The sequence below is a fragment of the Vibrio gallaecicus genome (assembly GCF_024347495.1).
Lineage (GTDB): Bacteria > Pseudomonadota > Gammaproteobacteria > Enterobacterales > Vibrionaceae > Vibrio > Vibrio gallaecicus.
In genome coordinates, this window is the sequence record NZ_AP025490.1 from 159,874 (window position 1) to 175,041 (window position 15,168).

Below are 15,168 nucleotides of genomic sequence, written 5' to 3' on the forward strand. Positions count from 1 at the left end.
ATCGCTTTTGTAACGGCTTACTTCGGTTTATTACCTATTCAGCTTATTTCTTTGCTTTAGCAAAAGCAGCAGCGAATGCACCACCCATAGCCGCGTTTTGTGGTTCTTCACGACGACGCTGGTTACCTTGAGCATTTTGATTTCGAGGTCTAGATTGCTGATCGCGAGGTGAACTAGAACGTTGTGACTTATTGTCTTGTCCTGGTTCATCTTTCATACGCATGGTCAGAGCTATACGTTTACGCTGAACATCCACTTCCATGACTTTGACTTTAACGATATCACCGGCTTTTACGACTTCTCTAGGGTCAGAGACAAAGCGATCAGTCAGCGCAGAAATATGTACTAAGCCATCTTGGTGAACACCAATATCCACAAAAGCACCGAAATTTGCCACGTTAGAGACAACACCTTCTAATATCATGCCGAGTTCTAAGTCAGACATGCTATTTACGCCATCTGCAAATGTCGCGGTTTTAAACTCAGGACGCGGGTCTCGGCCTGGCTTATCAAGCTCTTTAATGATGTCGGTAATCGTCGGAACACCAAAATTGTCGTTGGTGTAATCAATCGCGTGCAAACCACGTAAGAAATCCGTATCCCCAACAAGAGACTTAATGTCTTTTTGGTTCTTCTCTGCAATGGCTTTCACGACAGGATAAGCTTCAGGGTGAACGGATGATGCATCAAGTGGGTTTTTACCATCCATAATTCTTAAGAAGCCCGCACATTGTTCAAATGCTTTTGGTCCGAGTCGAGCGACTTTCTTTAGAGTCGTACGCGCTTCGAATCGACCATTCTCATCGCGGTAATCCACAACATTTTGAGCGATGGTTGTAGACAGCCCAGCCACACGTGTCAGTAGTGCAGCAGAAGCGGTATTGACGTCTACACCAACGGCATTCACACAATCTTCTACAATCGCATCAAGGCGTTTAGCAAGCATAGTTTGGCTTACATCGTGTTGGTATTGACCCACACCAATGGATTTCGGGTCAATTTTCACAAGCTCTGCGAGAGGATCTTGTAATCGGCGAGCAATCGACACGGCGCCACGAATCGATACATCCATATTCGGAAATTCTTTCGCCGCTAATTCTGATGCTGAATACACAGAGGCTCCAGCTTCACTGACGATAATTTTCTGCGCGTTTAGGTTGCCACGCTTGATCACATCAGCCACAAAGCTGTCGGTTTCACGTGAAGCGGTACCGTTACCAATCGCAATAAGGTCAACATTGTATTTGCGAACTAATTGTTCAACAACATGAGCCGACTTGTCGTATTGCTTTTGTGGTGGGTGAGGGTAAATCGTATCTGTCGCGAGCACTTTACCTGTCGCATCCACAATCGCAATTTTAGAACCCGTACGTAAACCAGGGTCGAGACCTAAAGTCGCACGAGGACCAGCAGGCGCTGCCATGAGTAGATCTTTAAGGTTGGTCGCGAATACTTCAATGGCTTCAATTTCAGCGCGTTCTTTCATTGAACCCATAAGTTCAGTTTCCATATGCATAGAAACTTTTATACGCCATGCCCAGCTGATCACTTGCTTACGCCATGCATCGGCGGGGGCGCTGCTTAAATGAATACCGTAATGATCAGAAATGATGTTTTCGCAATATGAAGTTCGAATGCTTTCATCTTGGCTTGGGTCGGCATTCATAGCTAACGTTAAGAAGCCTTCATTACGACCGCGTAGCATAGCTAAAGCTCGGTGTGAAGGGACTTTGCTCATTGCTTCATTATGTTCAAAGTAATCTTTAAACTTCTCACCTTCTTGTTCTTTACCGCTAACGACGCGAGCCGCCAGTTCTGCATTACGGGTTAAGTGTTGGCGGATTTTTTCAAGTAGGTTTGCATCTTCTGCGATACGTTCCATGATGATCGCTCGTGCGCCATCAAGTGCAGCTTTAGTATCTGCGATGCCTTTATCTGCAGATATATAATGATTTGCTTCCGTTTCAGGATCTTGTTGTGCGTTGTTCCAAAGGGAATCGGCTAAGGGTTTGAGACCTGCTTCAATGGCAATTTGCCCTTTGGTACGGCGCTTGGGTTTATAAGGAAGGTATAAATCTTCAAGGCGAGTCTTACTGTCTGCTTGATTGATGTCTTTTTCGAGTTCAGGTGTCAGCTTATCTTGGTCTTTAATTGATTTTAGGATCGTTTGACGGCGATCATCTAATTCACGTAAGTAAGAAAGTCGGCTGTCTAAGTTACGCAGTTGGGTATCGTCTAATGCTCCAGTGACCTCTTTACGGTAACGCGCAATAAATGGAACAGTGTTGCCGTCATCAATGAGGTTTACAGCAGCGATAACTTGCTCAGGGCGAACATTCAGTTCCTGGGCAATCAATGTACAGATAGCGTGGCTCATCCGTTGAATCTCTTATTTAGTATCATAGAAGTAATATGGGGAGTCACTTGGGTGTTTTCTAGAGTTAACCCCGAATAATATGGGCTAGAGCAGGTTTCTCTATCTGTTATGGGGCTTGTAAGAGATCTCTCACAGCTAATGTGAGAATACGCTTCGCATTTATCATGAAATGTCTCGAATTTTATTATAACCGGTTGATTTAATTTGACTTTAATTTTGTTTAATTAATGTTTCAGATAAATTTTTGTTTTTAGCCTCTGTGAATGTCAAACAATCCGCGTAATATTCACTTTGTCGACAGGGAGTTGGCAGGAACAGGACAAAGCCTAAAGGAATAGGTATCTTCAGGATGAAGATTTGGTGACTTAGGATGAGTTATCAGCAAGGAAGTAAAATACTGAATCAGTAATATCTTTGGATGAGATTAGCCAGTCAGGATGATGGGCAATATGGACACCGCTAGGATGGCGATGAACTATGGAAATCGGTTAAAGGATTTAGCCACAGTCAAGGATAGATGCAGGGAGCATCAGTCTTATTGAAGGGAAACCTCATAAGATGAACAGTAGCCGGATTGCTGCAAAAGAACCATAACCCCGTTAGGCGAAAGCTTAGCGGGGTTTCTTTTATTTAGGTTGTACATATCCCTTCCCTTTTATCTCCAGTTTATTTATTTACTCTGTTTGTTTCGTCAAAGATTATGATCTGCCTCATTCGTGAGGGGACAAATGTCCTCCTGCCCAACCATTTTTATTATTTATAATTCAGCCAATAATCGATAAACCTTTTTCTATGGTAATCGAGTGGCTATGTGTTGTGCGAAATGAGCGTAACTTCAAGGACATAATTATGAATATTTTAGTGATAGATGGTCATCCTGACTTATCCAAGTCAGTCGCAAATGCCACAATTTTGGCTGACCTTACTCAGCAAACCGAGTGGCATGTTAATCACGTTGCAAATTTTAATGGTGATATTGAAGCGGAACAAACTGCGCTGCAAATAGCAGATCTAATCGTGGTTCAGTTCCCACTTTATTGGAGTACGTATCCGTCTGTACTTAAGCGTTGGATTGATGAAGTATTCACATACGGCTTTGCCTTTGGTCCAGAGGGTAGCAAGCTTAAAGATAAGCCGGTGTTGTTTTCTGTCACTGCTGGTGCAACAGAAGAGTCATACAGCGAAACTGGCTTCAATTTTTTACCCCTCTTAGCCTATCAAGTCGCGTACGAACATCCATTCAGAGCGGCAGAGGTCAACATTGTCGATACGATAGTGACCTTTGAAATGAACGCTACCCCAGAAGAAGGCGGTGATAAAGCCATGACTTTAGAACTCTCTCACCAACATGCACAACGCCTTATTCAAGTCGTTAATCAATCTTTAGAGGTTTCAAAATGATCCAGTCTTTACTCGGAATTATCGCGCTATTGAGTGTTGGTTTTATCTTCTCTGAAAACCGCAGCAAAATAAGCTGGCGTGCAGTTGGTGGTGCTTTTGTTGTCATTATTGGTGTTGCTTTCTTCGTACTAGTAACGGATGTTGGTGCGAGTGTCTTGCTGTCTGTGTCTAATGCCGTGGGGAATGTTTTTGGCTACGGAGTTGAAGGTATTCGTTTCGCTTTTGGTAGCTTAGTGAACTTTAGTGTCGATGGCATTGGCTTTGTTTGGGCTCTGCAAGTATTGCCACAAATCATCTTTACGGCATCGTTAACATCATTGCTTTACTACCTAGGCATTATGCAGTGGTTCGTTCGTATTATTGGCGGCAGTTTACAGCGTGTATTAGGTACTTCTCGTGCCGAGTCAATGAATGCAGCTGGCAATATTGTGTTGGGGCAAACGGAAGCACCTTTATTGGTGAAGCCTTACCACCGTGTACTAACTCGTTCTCAAATCTTTGCTGTGATGGTTGGCGGTTTGTCCTCTATTGCTGGCTCTATTCTGGCTGGTCTAGCGGGTATGGGAGTGGACCTTAATTACCTGATTATGGCGTGTTTCATGTCGGCTCCAGCTGGTTTGATGTTTGCTAAATTATTGATCCCTGAAACAGAAGAGACCGTTGATGAAGTTCCAGAACTTCCAGACGATGAAAAGCCGAGCAGCTTTATTGATGCGGTTGCAAAAGGTGCGATAGCAGGTATGGGAATTGCCGCTATTGTCGGTGCTGTGATCATCTCATGTATCGGTTTAATGGCGATGCTAAATGGAGGTTTAGGAGCGATTGGCGAATGGTTTGGGAAGCCAGACCTAACGGTTGATGTCATTCTAGGAACGTTTTTCTCGCCTGTTGCATGGCTAATTGGTATTCCTTGGGAAGAAGCGGGTATTGCGGGTTCTTTCTTAGGTCAGAAAATCGCACTTAACGAATTTGTTGCTTTTGCAAGTATGGGTGGCGTTGAAATGACCCCACGTTCCACCGCTATTATGACCATTGCACTGTGTGGCTTTGCCAATATCGGTTCGGTGGCAATGGTATGTGGCGCATTGAGTAAAATGATCCCACAGCGTGCAGGTGTTATTGGTCAACTGGGCATGAAAGTTCTATTGGCGGCAACACTAGCAAACTTAATGAACGCGGCGGTTGTTGGCCTGTTTGTGTAATTGAATGAGGCTGCGTATCGCGCAGTCTACCATGATGAGTAAGGTCGTTGAGCAGTAAGGTAGATTATGAACAAACAACCCCACTTGTGTGTCGATGAAACACAAGTTACTGATAAGGTCATTGTGTGTGGTGACCCTGCACGTGTAGATCGCATTGCAGAACATTTATCTGACGTGGTGTCACTGGCTAACAATCGAGAATTTCGCTTGATACGAGGGCGATACAATCAACAAGATATTACTGTTTGTAGTACAGGTATTGGCGCGGCTTCTGCTATTATTGCCCTTGAAGAGCTAGTAATGTGCGGTGCCAAACAAGTCATCCGTGTTGGTTCCGCTGGTGCTTTGCAGCATGATATTGCGATGGGTGACTTGATCATTGTAGAAGCTGCGGTACGAGATGAAGGTGGGTCGGCGAGTTATATTTCACCTAATTATCCTGCCTATTCCGATATAGATTTAGTGAGTGGGCTGGTGGAGTTTAGCAACAAAATGCTGCAGAACTTTCATCGTGGAGTCGTACGTTCTCATGATAGTTTTTACATCGATAATGAACTTGATGTATGCCGGTATTGGCATGAAAAAGGTGTATTAGGTGCCGATATGGAGACATCTGCGCTATTAACTGTGGGTCGATTAAGAGGCGTGCAAGTTGCATCGGTTCTGAATAACGTTGTGCTGTACGAGCAAGATGTTCAGCAAGGCATTAGCGATTATGTCGATGAAGGAACACTGACATCACAAGGCGAGCAAAACGCTACGCTGGCGGCTCTGTATGCTCTAACGCGATAGCTTTTTTAGTTATTAACTTAGCCATCGAATTACAAGAGCTGCTCAGTTAAGTGGGGGCTCTTGTGATAATTAGACCATTGTAATGGGTGCTATTGTGTCAATTTTTGACATCATCTATTCCAAAGCCCTTCTCAAATGCGTATGTTCTTGCAGTCTCCATTATTATGAAGAATCCAATGCAGCTACGTCCTTATGCCAATACACGCTTTACTCCTCTATTAGAACAGCAATACGGTGATTTTGAAGCGGCTCTTTTTCAATGTCGGGTTGGCACCCAACGTTTTAGTCGTGGTGACACGATTTTAGAGCAAGGTCAGCCTGTTAATAAACTCTATATTATCTCGGTCGGGCGAGTAGCGATGCATATTTGTGCGGTGAATAGCCGACGTTTTCAATTAGGTGAAGTGAAGTGTGATCATCATATTTTTGGTGAGATGGAGTTTTTTTCTGGTAACGCATGTCAATGGAATGTGGTTGCGGATGATGACATTGAAGCTGATGTGATTTGCGCGAATCAACTACAAAAGTGTATTACCGATAAGCCCAACTTAGCGCTCTTCTTTGCGTCGGCATTGGCTTATGATTACGAAGAATCAATGGAGATTTACACTAACCGAGTGTTGCACTCGATAGCGTATAATATCGCTTATGACCTTTGGCATAGGGCGCGTCAAAATGTCTTTTTGGATGCTTTTGATAAGGTAGAGTTTGAAGCGGAACGATTTGGCACTTCAAGCCGAGTTTACCGTCGCGCTCTCAATACCTTGATAGAGCAAGGCTTGATTGAAAAGCGAGGTAATCAAATACATATTTGCGATATGGCTCGGCTAGAAGCGTTTATTTCTTAAGGTTTGCCATCATAACGGATCGCGTTAATGAACCATTCTTTATCACCTTCAGGCGTCCTCACGATAAATTCATCATCCACTTCTTTTTTGAGTAATGCGCGTGCCATCGGTGAATCAATCGAAACGTAATCTTTGACGCCACCATAGATCTCATCAGGACCTACAACTCTAAACGTCTTGATATCACCGTCTTCATTTTCTATTTCGACCCAAGCTCCAAAAAACACTTTGCCTTCTTGTTGTGGCGAATAGTCGACAACTTTAACTTGGTCTAAGCGTTTTCTGAGATAGCGCACACGACGATCGATTTCTCGAAGGCGTTTTTTGTTATATTGATAATCTGCATTTTCACTGCGGTCACCTAGACTTGCAGCCCAAGTTACTTTTTTAGTGACTTCTGGGCGGTCTTCTCGCCACAGAAAATTCAGTTCTTTTGTGAGTTTGTCATAACCCTCACGAGTGATTAAGTTTGTTTTCATAACTCTGACTAAATTAAATCATGTTCTAAGATAGAATATATAGAAAGGCAACATACGTTAACAATTCTTTGGGCGACATTTGCGCTAAGAATGTTACATTTTTAATGCCTTACCCCAAATCATAAATTTTCAGGCGTAAGCTTTTATTAGGTGGAATCATTACATGCAAGAAAACTATAAAATTTTAGTGGTCGATGATGATGCTCGTTTGCGTGCATTACTTGAGCGTTATTTGTCGGAGCAGGGCTTTCAAGTTCGTAGCGTGGCAAATAGTGAGCAGATGGACCGCCTACTGACTCGTGAAAATTTCCATTTGATGGTACTGGATTTAATGCTACCGGGTGAAGATGGTTTATCTATTTGTCGCCGCTTACGTAATGCGAATAATACGTTGCCAATTCTAATGCTGACGGCAAAAGGCGATGAAGTCGATCGTATTGTCGGTTTAGAAGTAGGTGCAGATGACTATCTGCCAAAACCTTTTAACCCGCGTGAGCTACTGGCTCGTATTAAAGCCGTTATGCGTCGCCAAGTGATTGAAGCACCAGGCGCACCAAGTACTGAAGAATCAATAGTTGAATTTGGTGAATTCCGTTTGAATCTAGGGACTCGTGAGATGTTCCGTGGTGAAGAGCCAATGCCATTAACGTCTGGTGAGTTCGCTGTTTTGAAATCTTTGGTGACGAATGCTCGTGAGCCAATGTCTCGTGATAAGTTGATGAACATGGCTCGTGGTCGTGAATATTCAGCGATGGAGCGTTCGATTGACGTTCAAATTTCTCGCCTAAGACGTATGCTTGAAGAAGATCCAAGCAAACCTAGATACATCCAAACCGTTTGGGGTTTAGGTTATGTCTTTGTTCCTGATGGAAAAGCGGTTTAAGTAAAATGTCTGGCCATTGTATTTATTTACGATGGCCTTTTTGTTTCTCGGTCTTTTTGTTGTTTATACATTATGATTGAGGCTTGTGCCTCTCAGCTTTCCATTATCTGCTCTTCTAAGGTTTCCTATGCGTATCCGTAGTTCCTTCACTCAATCTATTGTTCTATTTCTTTCTCTATTAATCGCTAGCCAAGTGTTTTCTTACTACGCGGTGTTCAATTACGCATTGATGCCGAGTCTCCAGCAGTTCAACAAAATTTTAGCTCATGAGCTGAATTTAGTTTTGGATGAAAGTAGCGGGGAAGATTTAGAGATGGATGCCCCATTAAGGCGTCGTGTATTAGAGCAATTAGGAGTTACGGTTCATGCAAAAGATGGTCCTATTTCAGAGGAATATTTTCACGCAGTGACTATTGATCTAATGAGCGAGGAGATGAGTAAGGAGTTGGGTTCTCAAACGGAAGTTCGGTTGATTTTAGGTGCAGAAAGCTACGTATTGTGGATGGATATTGATGCGTTGCCCAATTCACTAATTCGTATTCCTCTCTCTGAACTACAAGAAGAAGATTTCGCACCACTCTTTAGAAACAGCCTGATTATGGCGTTGCTGATTATTGCTGGAGGTTGGTTGTTTATACGGTTACAAAATCGACCTTTGATTGCATTAGAAAAAGCGGCTAAAGGGGTTGGGCGGGGTGAAATTCCACCTCCATTATCTGAGAAAGGTGCATCTGAAATTCGTTCGGTAACTCGAGCATTCAATAGTATGTCCAAAGGAATACAAGAGCTCGAAGAGGACAGAGCGCTACTAATGGCTGGTATTAGCCATGATTTAAGAACCCCATTAACTCGTATTCGTTTAGCGACAGAAATGATGTCTCCGGAAGATGCTTATCTAGCGGAAGGGATCATCAGTGATACTGAAGAGTGTAATGAGATTATTAGCCAGTTTATGGACTATTTGAAGCCAGTGAATACCGAGTCGTTCACCAATGTATTCCTTGATGATATTGCCCGTGAAGTAGCAAGCTCTGAAGGTGGGTATGAAGTTCAGATAGAAACGGATATTGCTGAGTCAATGAAAGCGGCTTTAGGTAACCCGATTGCGATTAAGCGAGCGGTAAGTAACTTGGTGGTGAATTCACTTCGCTATGGTAATGGTTGGGTCAAGATCTCAACGGGTATGACCGCAGATAACAAACTAGTGTGGGTGACGGTTGAAGATAATGGTCCTGGTATTGAACAAGACCAAATAAGTAAACTGTTTGAACCCTTTACCCGAGGTGATACCGCACGAGGTAGTGAGGGTACAGGATTAGGTTTAGCAATCGTAAAAAGGATTGTTAGCCAACACCAAGGAGCCGTTGTGGTGAATAATCGCAGTCAAGGTGGCTTAAAAGCGCAGATCAGTTTTCCGACATATAAGTCTTAAATTATAATCAGTTAGGTATAATTTCTAAAATAATAAAACGGGCTCTAAAATAGAGCCCGTTTTTGATATTTATTGATTAACAGCTGCTGAATTGAGTTAGGTTAAAACGAACTTAGCGGGTTTAATAAGAGTTAGGCCTTAGAGTAAACGTCTCGCTCGCCTAACCAGCGCTCAATAATAGCCAATGCATTGTCTGGGTATTGATCATGAATATGACGAGCAATTCGTTGCACTTCAGGGATTAAACGCTGGTCTCGCATTAAATCTGCAATTTTAAAGTCGGCTAACCCTGTTTGCTTTGTTCCAAGTAACTCACCCGGCCCTCTAATCTCAAGATCTTTCTGCGCAATGACAAACCCATCATTACTTTCTCGTAAAACCCCTAGACGTTTCTGAGCGGTTTTAGACAAAGGTGAGTGGTACAAGAGTACACAGTGGCTCGCAACTGAACCACGACCGACACGGCCTCGTAATTGGTGTAATTGTGCTAAACCAAGCCTCTCCGGGTTTTCGATGATCATCAGGCTGGAGTTGGGTACATCAACCCCAACTTCAATTACGGTGGTTGCTACCAGTAAGTGAAGCTTGTTCTCTTTGAACTCTTGCATCACGGCTTGCTTTTCGGCTGGTTTCATTCGCCCATGCACTAAACCTATTTTTACGTCTGGCAGTGTGCGTTGTAATTCTTCTGCCGTGTCAGCGGCGGCTTGGGCTTCTAGAGCTTCTGATTCATCAATTAAGGTACACACCCAATACGCTTGTTTACCTTCATTAAGGCAGGCGTTTCTTACTCGTTGGACAATATCATCACGCTTAGTGTCAGGCAGCGCGACCGTCTGAATTGGCGTTCTTCCTGGTGGAAGTTCATCAATGATAGATGTTTCTAAATCGGCGTAAGCCGTCATGGCTAAAGTCCTTGGGATTGGAGTCGCTGTCATAACCAGTTGATGCGGGTAATAACCTTGCTTTGCCCCTTTCTCTCGTAACTCTAAACGCTGATGGACGCCAAAACGGTGCTGTTCATCAATAATGACAAGTGCGAGGTTATTAAACTCCACATGTTCTTGAAACAAAGCATGAGTTCCAACCACCATTTTTGCTTCACCACTGGCAATGCTAGCGAGCTCTTTTTCCCTTGCTTTGCCTTTTAATTTTCCGGCTAACCAACCAACTTGAATGCCCATGCTCTCAAACCAGTTAGCGAAGTTAATAGCATGCTGCTCAGCCAGTAACTCTGTCGGTGCCATTAGCGCGACTTGCTGCCCGTGCTCTAAAGCTCTTACGGCAGCCAAAGCGGCGACTAATGTTTTACCTGAACCCACATCACCCTGAACTAGGCGCATCATAGGGTGTGCTTTTTCTAAGTCCGCTTCGATTTCTTTCACTACTCGATTCTGCGCATTAGTTGGAGAAAACGGCAATTGGGCAAGTAGCTGAGTTTTTAGTTCGTTTACTTCTGGAAGAGGTAAAGCTTTATCTAATTGACCTTTACTGCGCACAGAAAGCATAGATAAATTTTGTGCGAGTAATTCTTCCATGATCAGGCGAAGTTGAGCAGGGTGTTTGCCTTCATCAAAGGCTTCAATATCTATCGAAGGTGGTGGTCTGTGTATAGTATGCAGAGCCTGACCAAGCGTGATTTGATGGTCGTATAAACCTGCAGGAAGTAATTCTTTAACCGCCGCTTTATCGAGTAGTGCTAATGCTTGATCGGTTAGGTTACGTAGAGTGACCTGCCTTAATCCTTCTGTTGTTGGATAAACAGGCGTTAGGTTTTGTTCGATATCAGGCTGCTGCCTTGGGGCGAAAAACTTGTAATCAGGGTGTACTATTTCTAGCCCCATACCACCCCGTTTTATCTCCCCGTAAGCGTAAACTTGTTTACCTTCAGAGAAGTTATTTTTTATCCCAGCTGTAAAGTTGAAAAAGCGCAGAGTAACTGTGCCATTTCCGTCACTGATCTTTACGGTCAGCATTTTACGTTTACCGAAGGTCGTGTCTACGCTCATGACTTTTCCTTGCACGGCTGCCCATAAACCGGCGTGAAGTTTAGCTATTGGGTAAATACGAGTGCGGTCTTCATAACGTAATGGAAGGTGGAAAAGTAAATCTTGTACATTATTGAGCCCAACTTTTTCGAGTTTTTCAGCGACTTTCGCTCCAACACCAGATAAGGACGTGAGAGGGATGGCAGATAAAAGTTGTGACATACATGGCTCGCAAACATAAGAGTGACAAGCTATTCAATCATTTTACTGGATTTTTGTACAGGCAGAATTGTAGGGGAGAGGGTAAAGGATGAAGTTGAATGTTTGGTCGATAAGCCGATACAAAAAATCTCCTTAAAGTTTGTCACTTTAAGGAGATTTTAAATGTTTCGTAGCTAAGGAAGTAAGGAAGTAAGGAAGTAAGGAAGTAAGGAAGTAAGGCTAAGCTAAATTAAGCTCAGCCTTACTTGCTATTCTCGTATCACTTAGTTTTTACGGCGTCTTACTTTTAGCGCATGTGGCATCACACGCAGCTTTTTCATAATGCTCGCTAAGTGAACTCGATCTTTAGTCGTTAGCAGTATTGTCACGGTATACAAGCGGCCGTCACGTTCTTCCGTGGAAATACCGTGAATGTTGGAGCCTGTTTTAGAAATGACATTGGTCAATTCTGCTAATGCACCTTGGTGATTTTGAAGATCAATCTGAAGCTCTGCTGTGAACTCCTGATCATAATCCTCAGACCATTCTACCGCCATGTACTTATCTGGTTCTTTTTGGTAACCACGTACGTTTGGACAAGTTTCACGGTGAACAACCAAGCCACGACCCGGAGAGACATGGGCTATGATGTGATCGCCAGGAATTGGGTGACAACAATTAGCAAAAGTGAGCAGTAACCCTTCTGCACCACGAATCGGAAGTTTCTTCTTCGTAGTACCATTAGTATTCGCGACTTCAGTCAGTTCGTCAGCATCACCTAATAGGCGGCGCGCAATCACGATGCTCATTAGTTCACCGAGACCAATCGATGCAAGCAAGTCTTCGAGATTGTCGAGGCGAAGGTCAGACAGCACATGCTCAATGTTTTCTTGAGCGATATCGCTAATCGATAGTTCACCTAACGCATGGTTAAGTAATCGACGACCAAGCGTGATCGACTCTTCACGGCGCATTGTTTTCAGAACCTGACGGATCTTAGTGCGCGCACGTGATGTCACCACGTAGTTGAGCCATGCTGCATTCGGACGTGCGCCCGGAGCACTGATGATCTCAATCGTTTGACCATTCTTAAGCGATTTACTTAGTGGGTAAGGGTTCATGTCTACACGAGCACCTACACACATGTTACCGACGTCAGTATGCACCGCGTAAGCAAAATCGACCGCTGTTGCACCTGCTGGAAGTTCAACGATGCGACCTTTTGGCGTGAAGACGAAAATCTCATCAGGGAAGAGATCAGACTTAACATTCTCGATGAATTCGAATGAGTTGCCAGCGCTTTGTTGCAGCTCAAGTAAGCTCTGCATCCAACGCTGTGCCTTAACCTGTGCGGTAGTCCCATTGCTGCTACGTGAGCCATTACCTTTGTAAGACCAGTGCGCCGCGACACCTTTATCAGCCATTTGATCCATATCTTCAGTACGGATCTGAACTTCAACAGGCACCCCGTGAGGGCCGATCATTGAGGTATGCAGAGATTGGTAGCCGTTGGCTTTTGGTACCGCGATGTAATCTTTCATGCGGCCAGGGCGTGGCTTGTACAAGCTATGAGCCTGACCAAGTGCGCGGTAACAAGTATCTGGGGTATCAACTACAACGCGGAAAGCGTAGATATCCATAATAGTGTGGAAACGCTGCTCTTTCGTTTTCATCTTGTTATAGATGGAGAACAGGTTCTTTTCACGACCAAGTACGCGAGCAGGTAAGCCGACTTCTTCAAGGCGACCTTCAATCTCACTATGGATACGTTGAATCATCTCTTTACGATTACCACGCGCCGCTTTCACTACGTTTTTAAGAACGCGATAGCGGTTAGGGTAGAGCGCTTCAAAACCTAACTCTTCAAGCTCGGTCTTGATATTATGAATACCAAGGCGGTGTGCGAGGGGAGAATAGATTTCGAGAGTTTCACGTGCAATACGACGCTTTTTATCAGGACGAAGTGCCCCAAGCGTACGCATGTTATGAGTTCGGTCAGCTAATTTGATCAAGATAACGCGGATGTCTTGCACCATGGCGAGAACCATCTTACGGAAGTTCTCTGCTTGCGCTTCTTTGCGATCACGAAATTTAAGCTTATCCAGCTTAGATACACCATCCACTAATTCAGCAACTGTATTGCCAAATTGAGCTTCTAACTCTTCTTTTGTAACTTCAGTATCTTCAATTACATCATGGAGTAGGGCGGCTTGCAGGGTTTCGATATCCAGACGCATTTCTGCCAGGATTCTTGAAACAGCAACAGGATGGATAATGTATGGTTCACCCGTTGAACGGGTTTGCCCTTCATGGGCGTTTCTCGCTACCACATAAGATTGACGCAGAGCCTCAATTTGAGGCTCTGTTAGGTATTCTTGGGCAACGTCTTTGAGGCTATCGAATAGATACAAATTAAAGGCCCGGAAGGTTAATTAGTTCGAATGACGCTATTAGCGACGAATATGAGCTAACGAGTGTGAGCGATGCTGCTAACTGCTGCAAGTTCAGCCGCTTCTTGCTCTTGTTGCTCTTGACGCTCACGAGCGTCTAGTACGTCTTTAGTGATAAGACCGTCTTCGATTTCGCGAAGAGCGATAACCGTAGGCTTATCGTTTTCTTCAGGCACTAGTGAATCTTTACCGCCAGTTTGCATTTGACGTGCGCGGCGAGCCGCAATAAGAACTAGGTCGAAACGGTTGCCAACTTTTTCAACAGCGTCTTGAACAGTTACGCGTGCCATGAGGACTCCAAATAGTAATTAACTAATAAATTTTTGATGACGAGAAAGTATACAAGTTTAACTAGAGACTTTCTAGCTCACCGTATACTTATCTCAATGGAAAATCTAGTGCTTCTAGATTATTCCGCTAGTAGTGCAGTAAGCATGCCGCTGTATTTTGCCGCTTGCTTATCTTCTTTTAAGCGTTCCGCACGGATGATAGCTCTGAAGTCCATTAAGGCAGCATCAAAATCATCATTTACGATCACATAATCATACTCATTATAATGAGAGATCTCTGATTTCGCTTCACTCATGCGTTTCGCAATAACTTCTTCGCTATCTTGACCGCGAACATTTAAACGACGCTCTAGCTCACCATTTGATGGCGGAAGAATGAACACACTCTTCGCTAAAGGCATTTTTTCGCGGATTTGACGTGCGCCTTGCCAATCGATATCTAGGAAGACATCAATGCCTCGCTCTAGATTCTCTTCAATCCATACTCGTGAAGTGCCGTAGTAGTTGCCGAATACTTCAGCGTACTCAAGAAATTCATCTTTCTTGATTAGGTCTTCGAAGTGATGCTTTTCTACAAAGTGGTAGTGAACACCATTTTCTTCACCTGGGCGCATGCCACGAGTGGTGTGCGAAACAGACACTTTCATTGCGTAGGTAGGATTGGTTTCTAGCATTGCTGAGATCAAGCTCGATTTACCTGCGCCGCTAGGTGCAGATACGATGTAAAGAGTACCTTTGCCCATCTGTATGTTTCCACTGTTGTTGGATTGAATGCAGGCTGACAAGCCAGCACAAAAAGATAGTTCTGCCTCATCAACACTAAGC

At 43.9% G+C, this 15,168-nt stretch carries 12 protein-coding genes; 6 read left to right on the forward strand and 6 right to left on the reverse strand.

The features are described 5' to 3' along the window. Positions 1–43 precede the first annotated feature (43 nt). Positions 44–2,377: a Tex family protein gene (locus OCU78_RS00705; RefSeq protein ID WP_137373972.1), complete on the reverse strand. Its 2,334-nt coding sequence runs from the start codon at positions 2,375–2,377 to the stop codon at positions 44–46. An 849-nt stretch (positions 2,378–3,226) separates the two neighbouring features. On the opposite strand from OCU78_RS00705, the gene OCU78_RS00710 reads away from it, so the two are divergent. From OCU78_RS00710 to OCU78_RS00725, 4 genes are all read left to right on the forward strand, one after another. Further along, positions 3,227–3,778 (forward strand): NAD(P)H-dependent oxidoreductase, encoded by a 552-nt coding sequence (locus tag OCU78_RS00710; RefSeq protein ID WP_137373973.1) that lies wholly within the window; start codon positions 3,227–3,229, stop codon positions 3,776–3,778. Next, the gene (locus tag OCU78_RS00715) at positions 3,775–4,980 is read left to right on the forward strand and encodes a NupC/NupG family nucleoside CNT transporter (RefSeq protein WP_137373974.1); all 1,206 of its coding nucleotides are present in this window, start codon (positions 3,775–3,777) and stop codon (positions 4,978–4,980) included. Before OCU78_RS00710 ends, OCU78_RS00715 begins: the two co-directional genes overlap by 4 nt. A 66-nt stretch (positions 4,981–5,046) precedes the next feature. Continuing rightward, on the forward strand, positions 5,047–5,772 hold the full coding sequence (locus OCU78_RS00720; protein ID WP_137373975.1) for a nucleoside phosphorylase: 726 nt from the start codon (positions 5,047–5,049) through the stop codon (positions 5,770–5,772). A gap of 176 nt (positions 5,773–5,948) precedes the next feature. Further along, a complete protein-coding gene (locus tag OCU78_RS00725; protein ID WP_137373976.1) occupies positions 5,949–6,620 on the forward strand; it encodes a Crp/Fnr family transcriptional regulator in 672 nt (223 codons plus the stop codon). Here OCU78_RS00725 and greB read toward each other — a convergent pair. After that, positions 6,617–7,099 carry a transcription elongation factor GreB gene (gene greB, locus OCU78_RS00730; protein ID WP_137373977.1) on the reverse strand — a complete coding sequence of 161 codons (483 nt, stop codon included), beginning with the start codon at positions 7,097–7,099 and terminating at the stop codon, positions 6,617–6,619. The two genes, OCU78_RS00725 and greB, sit on opposite strands and share 4 nt — an antisense overlap. Positions 7,100–7,262: 163 nt before the next feature. Here greB and ompR point away from each other — a divergent pair, with 163 nt between their 5' ends. Beyond that, positions 7,263–7,982, forward strand: coding sequence for an osmolarity response regulator transcription factor OmpR (ompR, locus tag OCU78_RS00735; protein ID WP_137373978.1), 720 nt, complete (start codon positions 7,263–7,265; stop codon positions 7,980–7,982). 127 nt (positions 7,983–8,109) lie between these two features. After that, positions 8,110–9,414, forward strand: coding sequence for a two-component system sensor histidine kinase EnvZ (gene envZ, locus OCU78_RS00740; RefSeq protein ID WP_137373979.1), 1,305 nt, complete (start codon positions 8,110–8,112; stop codon positions 9,412–9,414). Positions 9,415–9,545: 131 nt separating this feature from the next. Here envZ and recG read toward each other — a convergent pair whose 3' ends face one another. The 4 genes from recG to gmk form a co-directional block, all read right to left on the reverse strand. Further along, complete coding sequence (gene recG / locus OCU78_RS00745; protein WP_137373980.1) at positions 9,546–11,624, reverse strand: ATP-dependent DNA helicase RecG; 2,079 nt, start codon at positions 11,622–11,624, stop codon at positions 9,546–9,548. Positions 11,625–11,887: 263 nt separating this feature from the next. Beyond that, positions 11,888–14,014 carry a bifunctional GTP diphosphokinase/guanosine-3',5'-bis pyrophosphate 3'-pyrophosphohydrolase gene (gene spoT, locus OCU78_RS00750; protein ID WP_137373981.1) on the reverse strand — a complete coding sequence of 709 codons (2,127 nt, stop codon included), beginning with the start codon at positions 14,012–14,014 and terminating at the stop codon, positions 11,888–11,890. A gap of 56 nt (positions 14,015–14,070) precedes the next feature. Further along, on the reverse strand, positions 14,071–14,343 hold the full coding sequence (gene rpoZ, locus OCU78_RS00755; protein WP_137373982.1) for a DNA-directed RNA polymerase subunit omega: 273 nt from the start codon (positions 14,341–14,343) through the stop codon (positions 14,071–14,073). Positions 14,344–14,462: 119 nt separating this feature from the next. Continuing rightward, positions 14,463–15,086: a guanylate kinase gene (gene gmk / locus OCU78_RS00760; protein ID WP_137373983.1), complete on the reverse strand. Its 624-nt coding sequence runs from the start codon at positions 15,084–15,086 to the stop codon at positions 14,463–14,465. Between the last annotated feature and the right edge of the window lie 82 nt (positions 15,087–15,168).